Raw genomic sequence first — 17,750 nt, 5'->3', positions numbered from 1 at the left:
CGGTACGTCATCAGTGCGTCCGGTTGCGGCGCACGGCCGTCCAACCCCTCAGGCGGGCTCGGTGACGGCCTCGGCCTGCGCGGGAGGCTCGACGTGCGTGTGGGGCACGTGCCTCAACTCGATGTGGCGGTGCAGCCGCCGGGCGAGGAAGTAGGCGGCGGCGACGGCGAGAGTGAGCCCGATGAAGAGCAGGGCGCTCCACCGCAGCCACCACGTGCCGCCGGTGAGGTCGTAGATCTCCGGCCGGGGCCACATCAGGTTGACCGTCATCCCGGCCCCGTAGAGCACGGCGAGCGTGTTGACCGCCATCCCCCAGCGGCCCAGCGAGAACAGCGGCCGGCCTGACTCGTCGACGCCCTCCGGGAGGCCTCGGTGCCGGATCCGGGCGACCAACTGCGGCAGCGTCACGCCCAGATAGGCCAGGTACAGCATGGCGATGCAGAGGCTGGCGAGGGCGGTGAAGATCGCCGTCTGGCGAAGGTTGACGACGAGCGCGATCGCGGCGCCCACGCCCACCACGACCGATGTGGTGATCGGCGTACCGGTACGGGCCGAGACCTTGCCGAGGTGCCGGTGGAACGGCAGGGCGCCCTCGCGAGCCATGGAGTAGATCATCCGTGCGCCGGAGGTCTGCACGGCGAGCGTGCAGGCGAACACCGCGACCGCGACGCAGCACAGCAGCAACCGGCCCAGGACGTCACCGAGCCGGTCGGTGAGCACCCAGGACAGACCGCCGGTGGCCAGGTTCCCGTCGGTCAGGCTGCTCGCCGCCATCAGTCCCGAGAGGATCAGCAGCGCGCCGCCGACGCCCGAGAGGACCAGCGCCCGCAGGATGGTCCGGGGAGTGGTCCGGCGTGGATTGTGTGTCTCCTCGGCGAGTTCGCCCGCCGAGTCGAAGCCGACCATGACGTAGGCCGCCATCAGCGAGGACGCGAGGAACGCCCCGATGTAGCCGCCGTCGCCGGCCCAGCCGGTGTGGTGGGCCACCACCTGCGGGCCCCGCTCGGGCAGGAAGAAGAGCACCAGCACCAGCGCGATCACACCGACGATCTCGATCGCGACGCCGACGCTGGTGGCGGCGGCCATCTGGCGGATGCCGAGGATGTTCACCACCGTGGTGAGCACCAGCAGGAGGCAGCCCAGAAGGACCGCGTTCTGAGCGCCCGTCGGGGAGGCGACCGACGGGTCGGCTCCCGCTCCGCCCACGATCTGGAAGCCGGACCAGATGCCCGGCAGCACCGCCTGCACCGCGATCGCGGCCGCCGCGACGGTGAGGATCTGGCCGATGATCATGATCCAGCCGACGAACCAGCCCGCCGTGGTCCCGGCCAGCCGGCTCGACCACTGGTAGATCGCCCCGGAGATGGGCCAGCGTGCCGCCAGTTCGGCGAAACAGAGCGCGACCAGCATCTGGCCCGCGAAGACCAGCGGCCAGGTCCAGAAGAACGCCGCCCCACCGAGGCCGAAGCCGAGGCCGAAGAGCTGGAAGACGGTGGTGAGGATCGACACGAAGGAGAAGCCGGCGGCGAATGACGCGAAGCTGCCCACCCCCCGGCGAAGTTCCTGCTGGTAGCCCAGGGTGGCGGGGCTTGTCGCGACGCCACCGTCGGGGCTCTGCCCAGGGGCGAGTTCGGGCCGACCCATCGCGGCACCTCCGGTCGATCAAGGAATACCTGTCGCTTGACAGGTATGGCGATGGTGGGGCGGACGCGTCTCACACCCGGGTCCCGGACGTTAACTTCGTGTGTCTGCTGCCACTGCGTGTCAGCCGAGGGACGACAGCCGGACCGGCCTGTGCGGACTGTCCCGACGCGAGCGGCGCGACCACGACGGGCCCGGGCGGTGTGTCCCGTGCTAGCGTTACGCGTTTGCAGCGTCGCTGTGTCGGTGTCCGTTCGGTGTCTCTGGCTGGTGGCTGCGTCCCCGCCGCGCCTTCCTCGGTACGGTCCCTTCGGAGGAAGGCTCTCTGTGAGCGAATCAGCACGTGCCGATGCCCGGCAGCGGGACGATGCGCCCGAGGCGTCGGGCGCCGCTTCGGCGCCGCCCCCGGCGGCGTCCTTCGCGCAGCTGGGGCTGCCGGCCGAGATTCTGCGGGCGCTCGATGAGCACGGTGTGACTGTGCCCTTCCCCATCCAGGCGGCGGCGCTGCCGAACGCGCTCGCGGGACGGGACGTTCTGGGCCGGGGCCGCACAGGATCCGGCAAGACGCTCGCCTTCGGCTTGGGGATGCTCGCCCGGACGGCCGGGCAGCGCGCACAGCCGAAGGAGCCGCTGGCGCTCGTTCTGGTGCCTACCAGGGAGCTGGCGCAGCAGGTCGGTGAGGCGCTCACCCCGTACGTCGAGGCGCTGCGGCTGCGGCTCGCGACCGTGGTGGGCGGCGTGTCCATCGGACGACAGGCCGCCGTGCTGCGGGACGGCGCCGAGATCGTCGTCGCCACGCCCGGTCGGTTGCACGACCTCATCGAGCGCAAGGGCTGCCGGCTGGGACGGGTGCGCATCACGGTCCTGGACGAGGCCGACCAGATGTGTGACATGGGGTTCCTGCCACAGGTCACCGAGATTCTGGACCAGGTGCGTCCCGACGGGCAGCGGATGCTGTTCTCCGCCACCCTCGACCGCGACGTCGACGAGCTGGTGCAGCGCTACCTGCGCGACCCCGCCGTCCACTCCGTGGACCCCTCCTCCAGCGCGGTCTCCGCGATCGAGCACCACGTCTTCGTCGTGCACGGCCCGGACCGGTACGCCGTGACCACGGAGATCGCCGCGCGGGACGGCCGTGTCCTGCTGTTCCTGGACACCAAGCACGGCGTCGACCAGCTCACGCGGCATCTGCGCGCCAGCGGTGTGGCCGCCGCCGCACTGCACAGCGGGAAGTCCCAGCCGCAGCGCACGCGGACACTGGCCCAGTTCAAGAACGGACAGGTCACCGCGCTGGTGGCGACGAACGTCGCCGCGCGCGGCCTGCACATCGACGACCTCGACCTCGTGGTCAACGTCGACCCGGCCACCGACCCGAAGGACTACCTGCACCGCGCGGGCCGCACGGCACGGGCCGGCCGTTCCGGCATCGTCGTGACACTCGCCCTGTCGGGACAGCGCCGCGAGACGAGCCAGGTCATGACCGACGCCGACGTCGCCCCCACGGTCACCAAAGTGCGGTCCGGGGAGGCGGAGTTGAGCCGGATCACCGGCGCCAAGGCCCCCTCCGGAAAGCTCCTCGACGGCGGGCCGGCCGTACCGCGCCCCAAGAACCACAACGCCCCGTTCCGCGGGCTGGGCAGCACCAAGGGCGCCGAGGGCGGTTCCGGCGGCAGGCCGTCCCGCAAGAGCAGCGAGGCCCGCAAGCTCGCGGAGGCCCGCAAAGCGGCCCGGGTGCGGCGCGGCGGCTGAGACCGGCTTCCCGGACTGTCGGGCGGTGTCTTCCTCTACGTTGCTGGACGGGTACGCGGGACCGGAGACCGGCTGGAGTGCACCGGACGGCGTCGACCTCGGCCGCGCAGGCACGGAGTACTCGAAAAGGGCGCCCGACGAGCATCTTCCCTGGTCAGGCGCCCTTTTCTGCGCCTGAAAGAAGCCGGGCTTCTTCGGTGAGAGGACGTCCTGACGTCCCAGCGGCCACTCCTGCGCTCCGGGCCGTGCGTACTACATGGCCGACGACGCCGGTCGACGCCCGCGCGCGCCCCTCTGCCGTCGGCATGCGGTCCACGTTCAAGCGTGCGGCGACGCCGACCGCCTCGTCGGGGTATTACCTCCGCCCGCCCTGCAACCTTCGGTGTCCCCCGTGAGTCTCCCTAGAGCCTCCCCCCGCTTCATTTCGCAACTGCCATCTGGCATTTGGCACACTCGGAGCGTTCATAGTGAAAACCGGCATCAAGGGCGTACGTATCCGCAGAACCGCAGCTGTCGTCGGCGCCGGCGCGCTGCTCGCGGGCGGCGCCCTGACCGCGCCAGCGCAGGCGGCGACCGCGCCCTCGGTCAGCGCCAAGGGCGCGTTCATGCTCAACAGCGCGACGGGCTCCACGCTCTACAGCAAGTACGCCGACACCAAGCGGCCCATGGCGAGCACCACCAAGATCATGACGGCTCGGGTCGTGCTGAGCACCCCCGACCTGAACCTCGACCGGAAGGTCACCATCAAGCAGGCTTACCGGGACTACGTCACTGCCAAGGGCGCGAGCACCGCGGATCTCAAGACCGGCGACAAGGTCACCATCCGCCAGTTGCTCCATGCGATGCTGCTGCCGTCCGGCTGCGACGCCGCGATGGCCCTCGCGGACACGTTCGGCACCGGTACGACCGTCTCTGCGCGGACCAAGTCGTTCATCAGCAAGATGAACGCCAAGGCGGACACCCTCGGCCTGACCAACACGCACTTCGACTCGTTCGACGGCAACTCGACGCAGAACACGAACTACACGACGCCGCGCGACCTCGCCAAGCTCGCGCGCAGCGCGATGAAGTACTCGACGTTCGCGGGCATCGTGAAGAAGCCGAAGACCGTGCAGTACGCGACGACCAGCACCGGCGGCACCCGCACCTACACCTGGTACAACACCAACCAGTTGCTGGGTTCATACAGCGGCGCGATCGGGGTGAAGACGGGTACCAACACGCCGTCCGGGCCCTGCCTGGTCTTCGCCGCGACCCGCAACGAGAAGACGGTCATCGGCGTGCTCCTCAACGACCAGTACCGCTACACGGACGCCGCCAAGTTGCTGGACTACGCCTTCGGCACCAGCTCGGCGAGCACCATGCAGCTGCGCACCCTGCCGACGGGCGCACAGAGGGACTGACCTGGGCTGACGCGCACTCGAACGAACGATAGCGAGCTGGGTTCACAACCCAGGCCGCAAGTTCTGAACTGGCTTGGAAATGGCCCGGACGAGAGCCGCTGACGATGTGGAGGAGTGAGCCGGAGCGTTCGGCCCGGCTCGTCGACCGCTTCCTGGAGAGCTGACGCATCATGCGAGCCCGGAGCCGTGGGGAAGTGCCAGTGCCGAGTCCGTGTGGAGTGTGATGCGCACCGGTGTGAAGGTGGTGGCGTCCATCGGTGACTCACCGGTGCCGGGATTGCGGGCGTAGCGCGGGTGGGCGCCCGCGCTGATCTGCCAGCGTATGCGGTGGCCGACGGGGAAGCGGTGGGCGGTGGTACTCATCGGCACAGTGACGTGCGTGGGCGCCTGTTCGGCCGTCCGGAGTCGGCCGAACCCGTCACAGATGTTGACGGAGCGGCCTTGTGGGTCCACGTCGCACAGGCGGGTGAAGACGTCGGCGTGCCCGGTGTCCGTGGAGATGCTCAGCCGCGCGGAGACGGGGCCCAGGATGTCCATGGGCTCGGTCAGGGGTGGGCTGGTGAATGTCAGGACGTCGTTTCGGGCCTCCAGGGTGCCGTTGTCCCGGGGGCCGGCGGTACGGGAGAGCAGTGGCCCGCCGAGGGAGGGGGTGGGGTCGGCGGGGTCGTAGCGGAACGCCGTCACGGGTGCGGAGTCCGCGGGGGTCTGCTGGGTGAGATGCCCGCCGTGGACGGGATACCAGGAGGTGGCAGCCGTGGCGGGCGGCCAGTCGTCGAGGTCCCGCCAGGTGTTTTCGCCGCCGATGTGCACACGCACCGAGGTGGGACGCAGGCCGGAGGGATCGGCGTACAGGTGGGCTCGCAGCCAGGCGAGGCTTTCGGCGAACACCTCTGGCCATCCTTGCTGCAGGGCCGAGGTGTGGGTCCAGGGGCCGACGAGCAGGGCGGTCTCGCACCCGGCCTGGCGCAGGCGGTCGTACTGCTCGAAGGTCTGGTCGACCAGTGCGTCGTGCCATCCGGTGATCAGAGCTGTGGGCACGCGCAGCCGTTCCGCCGACTCCGCCAACGACGCGCCGCGCCAGTAGGCGTCCTTCGCGTCCGGGTGTGTCATCACGTCGTCCAGCCAGGGCACTTCGCTCCCGAGGGCTGACACGTACGCACCGCGCAGGGGCCGCGCGGTGGTGACGTCGCGCAGGCGGCGCTGCAGACGCAGCATCGCCCTGAGGAACGGTGCCATGCCCTGGTGCTGGTAGTGCATGCCCGCGCCGACGACGAGGGCGTTCTCCAGGCGGAGCGCACCGTCCGCGTGGAACAGTGCGTAGGGATCGTGCAGCCCCACCTGTACCACCATGGCCTTCAGTTCCGGCGGTGGGTCCAGAGCGAGGGCCCATTGCACGTAGCCCAGGTAACTGGGGCCGACGGTCCCCAGTGTTCCGTTGAACCAGGGTTGCTCGCGCAGCCAGGAGACCGTGGCCCGGCCGTCGGCGGGCTCGTTGCGCCACAGGTCGAACACGCCGCCCGAACCGCCGGTGCCGCGGCAGCTCTGCAGGACCACGTGGAAGCCCTGTTCGGCGAAGAGCAGGCCGTACTGGGGTGACCATGGCAGGCCTCGGCCATACGGCGAGCGGACCAGGAGGGTGGGGAAGTCGCCCTGGGCGCGCGGAAAGTAGTGGTCAGTGATCAGGGGGCTGCCGTCGGCGGCCGGCACCACCAGCCCCGGCTCCCATCCGACCTCGTGCCGTTTCGCCGGCAGACCTCGCCAGGTCGCCCTCATCATCCGGGAGGACAGCGGCGGCTTTCCTGCGGGTGGCACCCAGGCCGGTCCGGTTGCGGCGTCGGGCGTGCGTGATGGCATCGTTCTCTCCTCTATTCCCGTACGATGTACGAGAATAGAGGATGCTTGGATGGACTTGGCAAGAGCCACCTCGACAACCGACGGGAAGGAGTGCGAGGCCGTGCCCGGTGACGGGAAGCCCGGTGCCGTGGGCGTCGATCCTGAACAACTCTGGCTGCGTCCCGCCGAGCCCCGCAGGGGCCGCAGACCCTCCTTCAGCCGGGAGGCGATCACCGCGGCGGCCGTCGCTCTGGCGGACGCGGAAGGACTTGAAGTGGTCACCATGCGGCGGGTGGCCGCCGAGGTCGGAGCGGGCGTCATGTCGCTCTACAGCTACGCCCCCGACAAGGAGACGCTGCTGGAACTGATGGTCGACCACGTCAGCGGGGAACTCACGGTGACGGACCCACCCAGCGGCGACTGGCGTGCCGATCTGAAGACCGTGGCGCACTCGCAGCGCGCCCACATGCTGCGCCACCCCTGGTTGCCCGCCGCCTTGTCCACCCGTCGCGTCCCGGGCCCCAACACACTGGCCTTCCTGGAACACGTGCTCGCCGTCCTGCGGCCCACCGGGCTGGACGGCGCGGCGAAGCTGGAGGTCTTCGCCCAGCTCACCGCCTTCGTAGCCGGGCACGTCGGCCATGAGATCGCGCAGGCCGCAGTCTCACGATCACCGGACCGGGCCGCGGCCGAGAGCCGCTACCTCGCCGCTGTCGCCGCCGACGGCAGCCACCCGGAGCTCGCCGAAGCCCTTTCCGCCCCCGGACGTCCCCTCACCCCCGAGGCCACCTTCACCCGGTTCCTCAACCGCCTGATCGACGGCCTCGACACTGACTGATGCCACGCACGGTGACTGGCCGTCGCCGTCCCGATCGAGACAGCCCCGTAGCGGCTCGTCATGAGGGGCCACAGGCCTGCCGTAACCCCTCATACCCGCCACGCCGCGCCGCGCGCCGGACAAAACGGCGGCCTCCGCCGGGTTTCAATAGGCTTACAGGGTCAGCAGGCCGGCATGCATTCGGGAACACCGAGCCACGCCACGGACGCCGTCACGCCGGTCACCGGCCGCGGTCAGGACCCGCGGCAGAACATCGGCGACCGAGCACACGGTGGTGTCCAGCGGTGGAGAAGCCGATGACGGAACTCAGCGAAAGCCACGACGATCCGTTCGCCCTGCACATCGCCGCCCTGGTGGTGCTCGACGACCGGGGAACAGTGGTCGGATGGAGCCGGCGGGCTCAGGAGCTGCTCGGCCATCCGGACACAGCCGTGATCGGTCGTCCGGCGTTCGAGGTCCTTGTCGATCCTCGTGATCTGCCGGCCGTCACCGATGCCGCAGCGAAGTGCAGGAGAGCCGGCGGCTGGTTCGGCGTGCTCACACTGCGCCACCGCGACGGGCAGCTCGTGGAACTGGGGCTCAGGGCCCATGAGCTGTCACGCGGTGACGGGGGCCGTGAGTGGTTTCTCGCGGGGGCACTCGCGAGTGACGTCCTCGAATGGCAAAGGGACCGCGCGGTTCTCGACGGTCTGTACCGCCAGTGCCCCATCGGCTTGGTCATCCACGGCCCCGACCAGAGGATTCTCCGGGTCAACCGGGCCATCGAACGGTTCAGCGGCGTCCCGGCGGCGGACTTCCGGGGGCTGTCCACCGGCCGGCTGCTCCTCGCCGACGACGCCCGCAAGGCTGTGGACCGTGTACGCCAGGTGATGCAGACCGGAAGACCCCTGGTCTACTCCGAGCAGTTCGTTCGCCTGGAGCAGGACCCGGCACGAGAGCGGGTCGCGTTGGTCTCGTCCTTCCGGATGGAGGATCCCTCCGGCCGCGTCCTGGGTGTGGCCGAGATGATCGAGGACATCACCGACCGCCATCGGGCCCAGCGCCGGCTCGCGCTCCTCGACCAGGTGGGCAGCCGCATCGGAACCACGCTAGACGTGGCCGAGACCGCCCGGGAACTGGCCGAAGTGATGGTGCCCCACCTCGCCGACCATGCCTCGGTGGACCTGCTTCAGGTGGTGACGCGCGGTGAGGAACCGACGCGCGCCGTGGCAGGGCCTGTGGTCCGCCTGGGGACCTCCAGCGTCGGTGCCCAGCGACCCGGACCGCCCCACCCCGAGGGCGAGCCCGTGGAGTTCGGGCCCGACACACCGCAGGCCGGATGCCTGGCCGAGGGACGGCCCGTCCTGGAGCCGGTTCTCCCGCCCGACTGGGTCTCGGCGGCCGGCCGTCAGGGGGCCCAGGCTCCGGACCTGGGCGCCCACACCCTGATCGTGGTACCTCTCGCCGCGCGTGGCCTGGTGCTCGGTGTGATGACCCTGTGGCGCTCGCGCCGCCCCGATGCCTTCGAGACCGACGATCTCACCCTCGCCCAGGAGCTCGCCTCGCGCGCCGCCGTCGCCATCGACAACGCCCGGCGCTTCACGCAACAGCAGCAGACCGCGTTCACCCTGCAGAGCAGCCTTCTGCCCCGGGCGGTGCCGGACCAGTCGGCCGTCGAGGTGGCCCTGCGGTACCTGCCGGCCAGCGCAGGCCCGGGCCTGGGCGGCGACTGGTTCGACGTCATTCCCCTGTCCGGGGCCCGGGTCGCCCTCGTCGTCGGCGACGTGGTGGGACGCGGCATCCATGCCGCCGCCACCATGGGCCGGCTGCGCACCGCCGTCCACACGCTCGCCAGCCTCGACCTGGAACCGGACGAGGTCCTCTCCCGCCTCGACGACCTGGTCAACCTGCTGGCGGCCGAACAAGAAGCCGTCGGCGAGCGGCCCCTGGGTGAGCAGGTCGTCGGCGCCACGTGCCTGTACGCCGTGTACGACCCGGTCTCCGGACACTGCTCCGTGGCCCGCGCCGGTCATCCGCCGCCGGTGGTGACCGCTCCGGACGGACAGGTGACTCTGCTCGACCTGCCCGCCGGGCCACCGCTCGGCCTGGGCGGTCTGCCGTTCGAGGCCCGGGACATCGAACTGGCCGAGGGAAGCCTGCTGTGCCTGTACACCAACGGAATCATCGGCGAGCGCCACATCGATGCCGACGTCGGCCTGACGAGGCTGTGCGCAGCGCTCGCCCGCCCCGCGGGCGCGCTGGAGCGCACCTGCCAAGCGGTGGTTGACGCGCTTGTGCCCTCGCGCCCCAGCGACGACGTCGTCCTGCTGATCGCCCGCACCCGCGTGCTGCCACCGGACAGTGTCGCCTCCTGGCGACTGCCGCCGGAGCCTGCCAGCGCCGGCCGGGCCAGGGCGTTGGCCTCGGCCAAGCTGAGCGAGTGGGGTTTGGAACACCTGGCGTTCACCACGGAGTTGATCGCCAGCGAACTGGTCACCAACGTCTATCGCTACGCCGGCGGCCCCGCGACCCTGCGTCTGATCCGTGAGGAGTGCCTGGTGTGCGAGGTCAGCGACACCAGCCACACCTCACCACACCTGCGCCGCGCCCGTACGACCGACGAGGGCGGGCGCGGCCTGTTCCTGGTGGCCCAGATGACCGAACGCTGGGGTACCCGCTACACCCGCGAGGGTAAGACCGTGTGGACCGAACAACCGCTGACCGGGACGCCCGTCTGACCGCATAGGGCCGCGGCCGGCGCGGGGAGGCCGCCCGGAGCCGGCCCGCCCACGCCGCCGTGGTCATTCGGCCGCGGCGAGAAGCCGTGCCTCGCTCTCCTCGTACAGGCGCCGCTGCTCACTGCTGTCGGCGGCACGGCGACGGTGGTCCAGACGGCTGCCCAGCCAGCCCGCGAGGTAGCCGAACGGGATGGAGACCAGCCCGGTGGACTGCATGGGGAACAGGTCGAAGTCGGCGTTCGGGAAGACGGCGGACGGCGTGCCCGAAACGGCCCTGGAGAAGACCATGAGCAGCAACGCGCAGGCCGCGCCGCCGTAGAGGGTGGCGAGCAGGCCGGTGCGCGTGAACCCCCGCCAGAACAGGGAGTAGGTGAGCGCGGGTGCCACCGCCGATGCCCCGATGCAGATGGCCGCGGTGGTCAGCACGCCGACGTCCCAGTCCTGCACCATGGTGGCGAGTCCGATGGCGACGATCCCCACGGCCACGCTCGTCCACGCCGCCACCGTCATCTCGGTACGGGGCTCGGCCTGCCCCCGCCGCACCGCGTGGGCGAACAGGTCGTGGGCGAGCGACGAAGCCGCGGCCAGGGTCATCCCCGCGACCGACGACAGCAGGGTGATGAACACCATGCCCGCCACGGCCGAGTACAGGATCGTCGCGCCCGCGGAGCCGGGGGCCCCGCCGAGCACCTGGGACAGCATGAGCACCGATGTTCTGCCGTGCGGGTCGGCCGCGGTGATGTGCTGCGACCCCACCAGGGCCGCCGCGCCCGTACCCATGACGATCACGAGCAGGCAGAACGTGGTGACCGTGCCGACCGCCCATGACATGGAGCGACGCACGGCCGGTACGTCCTTCGCGGAGTACAGGCGCATCGTGATGTGCGGCAGGCAGGCCACGCCGAGGATGACGGTGATCTGGAGACTGACGAAGTCCAGCCGGCCACCGGTGGAAGTGCCGAGTTGCAGGCCCTGCTGAAGGTAGGCGGGGCCCGCGCCGCTGCCGTGCTGGGCTGCCCTGAGTATGTCGCCGGGGTTCCAGTCGAAGCGGTTGAGCACGAGAGCGGCGACGACGATGCTGGTGCCGAGCAGGAGCACGATCTTGATCATCTGAATGAGCGCCGTGCCCCGCATACCGCCGATCGCCGCGTAGATGATCATCAGAGTGCCGACGATGACGATGCACGCCGTCCTGGCGCCCGCGGCGTACGGAATGTCCAGGATGAAGGTGAGCAGCGAACCGGCTCCGGAGAGCTGGACGACCAGGAAGGGCAGCGTCGCCGCGAGTGTCACCACACAGGCCGCGACACGCACGGCCCGTCCGGACATGTTGCGGGCCAGGACGTCGCCCATGGTGAACCTGCCGGCGTTGCGCAGGGGTTCGGCCAGCAGGAACATCAGCAGCACCAGGGACAGGGCGGTGCTGACCGCGAGGACGTAGCCGTCGTATCCGGAGAGCGCGATGATCCCGGTGGTGCTCAGCACCGTGGCGGCGGAGATGTAGTCGCCCGCGATCGCCAGGCCGTTCTTGAGCGGGGTGAGCGACAGGTAGCCGGTGTAGAAGTTCGCCAGGTCGTCGCGGTCCGGTCCCGCCATGACGCACATCAGCAGCGTGACGGTGACCAGCGTGGTGAACAGAACCAGGACGAGGGCCTGTGTCCCGGAGCTGAAGTCGTTCATCTCGCCGTCCCCGCGCTCCCGGCGGCGGGGACCGCCCGCTCCCTGACGGCGCGGGCCAGCGGATCCACAGAGCGTTGTGCGCTGCGTCCGTACCAGAAGACCGCCGCGAAGGTGACGACGAGCTGGAGGATGCCCAGGGCCATGCCCAGGCTCAGCTCCCCGGTGACCTTGGATCCCATCAGACCGGGCGCGTAGCAGGACAGCACGACGTACACCACGAAGGAGCCGAGTGCGGTGAGCGTGGAGATCCGGCGGAGCAGGCGGTAGGCCGAGCGGAGGGCGGCGAGGCCGGCGTCGTCTCGGTGAGTCTCGTGCGCGTAGGGGGCGTCCCAAGAGGCGTCCCAAGAGGTTTGTCGCCCGTACGAGTCGTATCGCGGGCCGTCATGCCCGTACGACTCCGGCCACGGGCTCTGTCCGTACGTCTCGTGTCGAGGGGGGATCCCATAGGGCTGTGCTGAGGGTGGGTACCGGTTCTCGTCGGCGTATGTCATCGCCTGGCCTTCCACTACGGCTCGGATCCGTGAGGTGAACGGGAAAGGACGCTTCAGGCGGCGCACCATACCGACTGGTTGGAATGCCTGTAAGTCCGCAGTAGGTCACATTTCGGAGTTGATGTGATCCCTCGGTCGCCGCACCCAACGGACAGAACTCGGAGGCCGTCCTACCGCTGCTCGTGAACGGCCATCTCGCCCAAGAGCGACCAGTCGTCCTGCGGAACGTTCGCGTTCACGATGCGGGGCGTCTCGATCAGGTGGGGCGGCAAGGTCTGCTGCGCTGCCCTGAAGTGCGCCGACTGCACGTGAGCGGCGCCCGCCTCGTCATCGCGGAAGGCCTCGACCAGGACGTACTCCGTGGGGTCCGTCAGGCTTCGTGACCAGTCGAACCAGAGGCAGCCGGGCTCTCGGCGCGTGGCTTCGGTGAAGTCGGCGGCGATCTCCGGCCACCGGTCGGCATGCTCGGGACGGACTCGGAACTTGGCGGTGATGAAGATCATCAGCCTTCCTGTCTCCTCGAAATGCGTGGTGACAAGACCGTACGACGTCAGCCGCGCACGGGCAGTTCACCCGCGCCAGGAAGTGCCCTGTATGAGAGGGAAGCCAGGCCTTCCCTCTCATGGACAGGATCAGCCTGTGGGATCGAGGAGGATCTTGCGGACCCCGTCGGAGCGGTTGGCGAAGAGTTCGTAGGCCGCGGGGCCCTGGGAGAGGGGGAAGCGGTGGGACACCACGGCCTCCGGCTTGATCCGGCCGGACTGGGCGAGGGCAATCAGGGCGGGAAGTTCGTAGTGGATCGAGCAGAGCCCGATGGCGAACTCGAGTTCCTTGATCTGCGCCAGTCCCATGTGGAAGGGGAAGGCCTTGTTCTGGCTGACACCGATGACGCTGACCCGGCCGGCCTGGCGGACGGCCTTGAGGGCCAGCTCGATGGTGGCGTCCGAGCCCACGGCCTCCACCACCGCGTCCGGTCCACGTCCGCCGGTCATCTCCCGCACGGCTGCCTTCGCATCCTCGCCCTCGACCGGCTCGACCCCCAGGCCGGCGGCGAACGCGCGGCGCTCCGCGACCAGGTCCGCACCGAGCACACGGGCGGCGCCCATCGCGAAGGCGGACTGGGCGGCCATCAGGCCGACCGGGCCGAGGCCGATGACCAGGACGGTCTCGCCGGGCTGGATGCGGGCGCGGCGGCAGCCGTACCAGGCCGTCGGTGCGTTGTCCGTCAGAACGACGGCCGCCTCGTCGGAGATGCCCTCGGGCAGCTGCACCAGGTTGATGTCGGCGTACGGCACGGCGAGGGCCTGGGCCTGGCTGCCGGGGAGCTGGGGGCTCACGCCGTAGCAGAGCTCCGTACTGGACTTGGCGCGCTCGCAGCGGGCGGTGAACCCGGCCGCGCAGGACCGGCATTGGGTGCAGCCGGCCGAGGCGGGCACCAGGACCCGGTCGCCGGGCTTGAAGCGGGTGACCTGGTCGCCGACGTCGACGACCACGCCGACACACTCGTGTCCCGGTGTGTAGCCCAGTTCCGGGCTGAACGGGTTGCCCTGGTAGATGTGCAGGTCGCTGCCGCAGATGCCGGCTGTGGTCACCTGGACGACCGCGTCGGTGGGGCCGGTTACGGCCGGGTCGGGGACATCGCCGTAGCGGATGTCGTGACGGCCGTGGTAGGTCAGAGCCTTCATCGGTTTGCTCCCTCCCCTCCGGGCCGCTCAGTCCGCGATCTTCAGCACGAGCTTGCCGTGGTTCTCACCACGGAACAGGCGCATCAGGGTGTCGGGGAAGTCCGCCACTCCACCGGACACCACGTCCTCAAGGGACTTCAGCCGGCCCTCCTCCCGCCACGCGGCCATCTGTGCGATGCCCTCGGCGTAGCGGTCGGCGTAGTCGAAGACCACCATGCCCGTCATCGTGGCCCGGTTGACCAGCAGCGACAGGTAGTTGGCGGGGCCCTGCGGCTCGGTGCTGTTGTACTGGGAGATCGCGCCGCAGACGATGACACGGGCGCCGCGCGCCAGCCGCAGCAGCACGGCGTCCAGGACGTCGCCGCCGACGTTGTCGAAGTACACGTCGACGCCGTCGGGGGCGTGCTCGCGCAGCGCCTTGCGGATGTCCTCGCTCCGGTAGTCGATCGCGGCGTCGAACCCGAACTCGTCGACCACCATCCGGCACTTGGCCTCGCCACCGGCGATGCCGATGACCCGGCAGCCCAGGATCTTGGCGATCTGCCCGACGACGCTGCCGACCGCCCCAGCCGCTCCGGAGACGACGACGGTCTGGCCGGGCTCGGGACGCCCGATGTCGATCAGGCCGAAGTAGGCCGTCAGGCCCGACATGCCGAGAGTGCCGAGGTAGGTCGGCAAGGGGGCGGCCTCCGGGTCGACCTTGGTCACGTCGCGGCCGTCCGACACGCAGTACTCCTGCACGCCGAACGAGCCCGACACATGGTCACCGACCGCGAACCCGGAATGCCGGGAGGCGATCACCCGTCCCACCGCGCCGGCGCGCATCACCTCGCCGATCTCCACCGGACGGATGTAGGACCGGCCCGCGTTCATCCAGCCGCGCATCGCCGGGTCGATCGACAGGCAGAGCACCTGCACCAGGAATTCCCCGTCGCCCGGCTCCCCGGCCGGCTCCTCGACGTGCTCCCAGTCGGTGGGCCGCGGTTCTCCCACGGGACGTGCGGCCAGACGCACCTGGTGGTTGATTCTGCTCATCTCCGGCGGCTCCTTCGACGGTCGCGTGGGATCGGCGGTCAGCGCGGCCGTGCGGGCCGCCGTGGTCGCGTACCGACACATCCACCTGACATACCGGCCAGTCGGTACGAGCGGTGAGCGTACGGTGCCGTCCCGTCGGAGGCAAGAGGGGCCCGGTGCGGCGTACGGCGCAGGGGCGTGGCACCTGCCCGTTCGCCGGGTCCGCGGGTTGGGAACTCGGTCGGTGAACAGGTGCTGAGGTGTGGCAGTGGACGGTGGGCGTGTCGATGCGCGTGCTGTGGCCGCGCTCAGCGCTCCCGCTGCGGATCGCCGCTCGCGCCCGTGAGTTCGTCGACCGGGCCCACGACCGAGGCCGCCTGCCCCATCGCCTCGGTCCCCGTCACCGGTTTCGTGGGAAGATCTCCAGGCCCTGTCGGGCTCCACCCTCCCGCAGTAACGATCCCTCGGAGAGTCCATGCGCCGCGCCCTCCTCCTCTCCGCTGCTGTCCTCCTGCTCTGCACCGCCTGTTCCGGCGGTCCGGGCAATGACTCGGGGGAGAGCACGGAGAAGGCCGCGGATCACGGGGCGGCCGTGCGCGCCGCGATCGAGAGGACGAGCGCGGACAGCGCCCGTGTGGACGAGAAGATCGAGCTGCGGTCCGCCGGCAGTCCCACGACGTACGTGTTCGCGATCGCCGGCGCCTTCGACCTGGCGGGTGACAGGGGCCGGCTGACGGTGGAGCTCGAGGACAGTGGCATGGACCCCGTCGAGGAGGTCTTCGTCGGCGACACCGTCTATGTGCGGGGCTCGCGGGCGGTGGGCGAGGGCAAGTGGGCCGCGGCCGTCCGGAGCGAGGCCCTGACCCGCTACTTCCTGCGGGCGCCGCTGAACGACCCCGAGCACCTGCTCGGTCAGATGAAGGCGATGCGACAGGTGTCGAACGAGGGCCAGGAGCAGGTGAACGACGCCCCTGCGGTGCATTACCGGGGCACGATCGACCACGCCACCGCGACGCTCCGGATGACGGCGGAGACGAAGCAGGGGCTGGACGACCTGCGCGAGAAGCTGGGTGACGACATGCCCGTCTACGCGGACGTGTGGGTCGACGGGAGGGGACGCGCCGTCCAGGCCCGTCTGTCCTACTTCGGCGGTTTGAAGGCCGTGACGACACTGACGCTGTCGGACTTCGGGACGCCGGTGAAGGCCGAGGCACCGTCGGCCCAGCAGGTCGTCCCCGTGACGGCGGGCGAGGACGTCCTGCTGGCCTGAGCGGGGGCGAGCCCGGCGCGGAGCCGTCGAACGACACAGCGCGCTCCGACAGTCGGACGTCCTATAACCCGTTGACGGGCGCGCCGGGCAGCCCCAACGATCAGGCGCATGTCTGCCGCCCTGACGCCTCTGCGTCACCGCCCGTTCCGTCACCTCTTCATCGGTACGACGGCCAACCAGCTCGGCAACGGAGTGGCGCCGATCGCCCTGGCCTTCGCCGTGCTCGACGCCACTGGCTCGGTCGGCTCACTCGGGTTGGTGGTCGGCGCCCACTCCGTCACCAGCATCCTGTTCCTCTTGTTCGGCGGGGTGTTGGCGGACCGGTTGCCGCGCGGCCCGCTGCTGGTCGGCAGCAGCGTGGTCAGCGCCGTGAGCCAGGCGGGGGTCGCCGCCCTGGTCCTCACCCACAGCGCCGCCATCCCCCTGCTCATGGTGCTCGCCGCGGTCAACGGTGCGTCAAGTTCCTGCTATCAGCCCGCCGCCCAGGCCCTGCTGCCCCAGGCCGTACCGGCCGAGTCCCGCCGCGCCGCCCTCGCGCTCTCCCGGATCGCGGGCAGCAGCGCGATGATCGTGGGCGCCTCGCTGGGCGGCGTACTGGTCGCCGCGGTCGGCCCCGGCTGGGGCCTGGCCGTCGACGCGCTCAGCTTCGCGCTCGCCGCCGCGTCCTTCGCGCTGGTCCGCGTCCAGGTCGCACCGCCCGCGCCCAGCCCCGGCCTGGTGCACGAACTGCGCGTCGGCTGGCAGGAGTTCGCCTCCCGCAGTTGGGTGTGGGTGATCGTGGTGGCCTTCTGCTTCCTCAACGCCGGCGTCACCGCCTCGTTCACCGTCCTCGGCCCGGCCGTCGCCGACACCACCGGGATCGGCCGCAGCGGCTGGGGCCTGGCCCTAGCCGCGGGTTCCCTCGGCGCGGTCGCCGGCGGCTTACTGTCCCTGAGATGGCGGCCCCGGCGCGCGATCCTGGTCGGCTGCGCGCTGATGGGCCTGACGGCGATGACCCCGCTGCTGCTCGCGCTCGCCCCGTACACCTGGGTGCTGGTCGTGGCCAACTTCGTGGCGGGCGTGGGCGTCGAGCAGGCCGGCGTCGCCTGGTACTCGACCCTCAACGAGCAGATCCCCGAAGACCGCCTGGCCCGCGTCTACGCCTACGACGACCTCGGCTCCTACCTCGCGCTCCCGCTCGCCCAGTTCGCCGCCGGACCGGCCGTCCTCCTCCTCGGCCTCCATGCCACCCTCTACGCGGCGGCCGCGCTGATCCTCCTCGCAACCCTCGCCATGGTCGCCACCCCCTCCATCCGCGCGCTGGTCCCGAAGACCATGGAACCGCTGCCCGCCTCCGAAGATCCGGTGCCTCGCTGAGCCGACTCGGACGCGTAGACGACCGGGGCTATGAGGCCGGGGCTTGCCTGCCCGCTTCCGCCACTTGCCATCG

At 70.4% G+C, this 17,750-nt stretch carries 13 protein-coding genes; 6 read left to right on the top strand and 7 right to left on the bottom strand.

The window, feature by feature from the left end; translation table 11 throughout:
- Window positions 1-48: 48 nt before the first annotated feature.
- Window positions 49-1,644, bottom strand: coding sequence for an amino acid permease (locus ABFX81_RS19950; RefSeq protein WP_086848067.1), 1,596 nt, complete (start codon window positions 1,642-1,644; stop codon window positions 49-51).
- Window positions 1,645-1,968: 324 nt separating this feature from the next.
- Between ABFX81_RS19950 and ABFX81_RS19945 the strand changes: the two genes are divergently transcribed.
- Both ABFX81_RS19945 and ABFX81_RS19940 read left to right on the top strand, forming a co-directional pair.
- On the top strand, window positions 1,969-3,390 hold the full coding sequence (locus ABFX81_RS19945; RefSeq protein WP_086848066.1) for a DEAD/DEAH box helicase: 1,422 nt from the start codon (window positions 1,969-1,971) through the stop codon (window positions 3,388-3,390).
- A gap of 467 nt (window positions 3,391-3,857) precedes the next feature.
- The gene (locus ABFX81_RS19940; RefSeq protein WP_346138418.1) at window positions 3,858-4,793 is read left to right on the top strand and encodes a D-alanyl-D-alanine carboxypeptidase family protein; all 936 of its coding nucleotides are present in this window, start codon (window positions 3,858-3,860) and stop codon (window positions 4,791-4,793) included.
- Window positions 4,794-4,961: 168 nt separating this feature from the next.
- On the opposite strand, the gene ABFX81_RS19935 is transcribed toward ABFX81_RS19940, so the two are convergent.
- The gene (locus tag ABFX81_RS19935; protein ID WP_428837198.1) at window positions 4,962-6,647 is read right to left on the bottom strand and encodes a CocE/NonD family hydrolase; all 1,686 of its coding nucleotides are present in this window, start codon (window positions 6,645-6,647) and stop codon (window positions 4,962-4,964) included.
- Window positions 6,648-6,696: 49 nt separating this feature from the next.
- Here ABFX81_RS19935 and ABFX81_RS19930 point away from each other — a divergent pair, with 49 nt between their 5' ends.
- Entirely contained in the window at window positions 6,697-7,464 is a 768-nt protein-coding gene (locus tag ABFX81_RS19930; protein WP_346138417.1) for a TetR/AcrR family transcriptional regulator C-terminal domain-containing protein, read from the top strand.
- A 296-nt stretch (window positions 7,465-7,760) separates the two neighbouring features.
- On the top strand, window positions 7,761-10,181 hold the full coding sequence (locus ABFX81_RS19925) for a SpoIIE family protein phosphatase (RefSeq protein WP_086850092.1): 2,421 nt from the start codon (window positions 7,761-7,763) through the stop codon (window positions 10,179-10,181).
- Window positions 10,182-10,244: 63 nt separating this feature from the next.
- Here ABFX81_RS19925 and ABFX81_RS19920 read toward each other — a convergent pair whose 3' ends face one another.
- The 5 genes from ABFX81_RS19920 to ABFX81_RS19900 form a co-directional block, all read right to left on the bottom strand.
- On the bottom strand, window positions 10,245-11,861 hold the full coding sequence (locus ABFX81_RS19920) for a sodium:solute symporter family transporter (RefSeq protein WP_086850090.1): 1,617 nt from the start codon (window positions 11,859-11,861) through the stop codon (window positions 10,245-10,247).
- Window positions 11,858-12,352, bottom strand: a complete 495-nt coding sequence (locus ABFX81_RS19915) for a DUF485 domain-containing protein (RefSeq protein WP_086850087.1) — start codon at window positions 12,350-12,352, stop codon at window positions 11,858-11,860. The genes ABFX81_RS19920 and ABFX81_RS19915 overlap by 4 nt, the downstream gene beginning before the upstream one ends.
- Before the next feature lie 170 nt (window positions 12,353-12,522).
- The gene (locus tag ABFX81_RS19910) at window positions 12,523-12,855 is read right to left on the bottom strand and encodes an antibiotic biosynthesis monooxygenase (protein WP_086850085.1); all 333 of its coding nucleotides are present in this window, start codon (window positions 12,853-12,855) and stop codon (window positions 12,523-12,525) included.
- 129 nt (window positions 12,856-12,984) lie between these two features.
- On the bottom strand, window positions 12,985-14,037 hold the full coding sequence (locus tag ABFX81_RS19905; RefSeq protein ID WP_086850082.1) for an alcohol dehydrogenase catalytic domain-containing protein: 1,053 nt from the start codon (window positions 14,035-14,037) through the stop codon (window positions 12,985-12,987).
- A gap of 27 nt (window positions 14,038-14,064) precedes the next feature.
- On the bottom strand, window positions 14,065-15,072 hold the full coding sequence (locus ABFX81_RS19900) for an NADP-dependent oxidoreductase (RefSeq protein WP_346138416.1): 1,008 nt from the start codon (window positions 15,070-15,072) through the stop codon (window positions 14,065-14,067).
- A gap of 454 nt (window positions 15,073-15,526) precedes the next feature.
- Here ABFX81_RS19900 and ABFX81_RS19895 point away from each other — a divergent pair, with 454 nt between their 5' ends.
- Window positions 15,527-16,321 (top strand): SCO4651 family lipoprotein, encoded by a 795-nt coding sequence (locus tag ABFX81_RS19895; RefSeq protein ID WP_086854853.1) that lies wholly within the window; start codon window positions 15,527-15,529, stop codon window positions 16,319-16,321.
- 108 nt (window positions 16,322-16,429) lie between these two features.
- Window positions 16,430-17,677, top strand: a complete 1,248-nt coding sequence (locus ABFX81_RS19890) for an MFS transporter (protein ID WP_086853993.1) — start codon at window positions 16,430-16,432, stop codon at window positions 17,675-17,677.
- Window positions 17,678-17,750 lie beyond the last annotated feature (73 nt).

Source organism: Streptomyces coeruleofuscus (genome assembly GCF_039532725.1).
GTDB classification, from domain to species: Bacteria; Actinomycetota; Actinomycetes; order Streptomycetales; family Streptomycetaceae; genus Streptomyces; species Streptomyces coeruleofuscus.
Note: the sequence above shows the minus strand (reverse complement) of the source record. Positions and strands in the feature narration are given on the sequence as shown.

Bases quoted from the DNA above. Each gene is read 5' to 3' on its own strand.
- ABFX81_RS19950 (WP_086848067.1), bottom strand. From the start codon at position 1,644: ATGGGTCGGCCCGAACTCGCCCCTGGGCAGAGCCCCGACGGTGGCGTC.
- ABFX81_RS19935 (WP_428837198.1), bottom strand. From the start codon at position 6,647: ATGCCATCACGCACGCCCGACGCCGCAACCGGACCGGCCTGGGTGCCA.
- ABFX81_RS19930 (WP_346138417.1), top strand. From the start codon at position 6,697: ATGGACTTGGCAAGAGCCACCTCGACAACCGACGGGAAGGAGTGCGAG.
- ABFX81_RS19925 (WP_086850092.1), top strand. From the start codon at position 7,761: ATGACGGAACTCAGCGAAAGCCACGACGATCCGTTCGCCCTGCACATC.
- ABFX81_RS19920 (WP_086850090.1), bottom strand. From the start codon at position 11,861: ATGAACGACTTCAGCTCCGGGACACAGGCCCTCGTCCTGGTTCTGTTC.
- ABFX81_RS19915 (WP_086850087.1), bottom strand. From the start codon at position 12,352: ATGACATACGCCGACGAGAACCGGTACCCACCCTCAGCACAGCCCTAT.
- ABFX81_RS19910 (WP_086850085.1), bottom strand. From the start codon at position 12,855: ATGATCTTCATCACCGCCAAGTTCCGAGTCCGTCCCGAGCATGCCGAC.
- ABFX81_RS19905 (WP_086850082.1), bottom strand. From the start codon at position 14,037: ATGAAGGCTCTGACCTACCACGGCCGTCACGACATCCGCTACGGCGAT.
- ABFX81_RS19900 (WP_346138416.1), bottom strand. From the start codon at position 15,072: ATGAGCAGAATCAACCACCAGGTGCGTCTGGCCGCACGTCCCGTGGGA.
- ABFX81_RS19895 (WP_086854853.1), top strand. From the start codon at position 15,527: ATGCGCCGCGCCCTCCTCCTCTCCGCTGCTGTCCTCCTGCTCTGCACC.
- ABFX81_RS19890 (WP_086853993.1), top strand. From the start codon at position 16,430: ATGTCTGCCGCCCTGACGCCTCTGCGTCACCGCCCGTTCCGTCACCTC.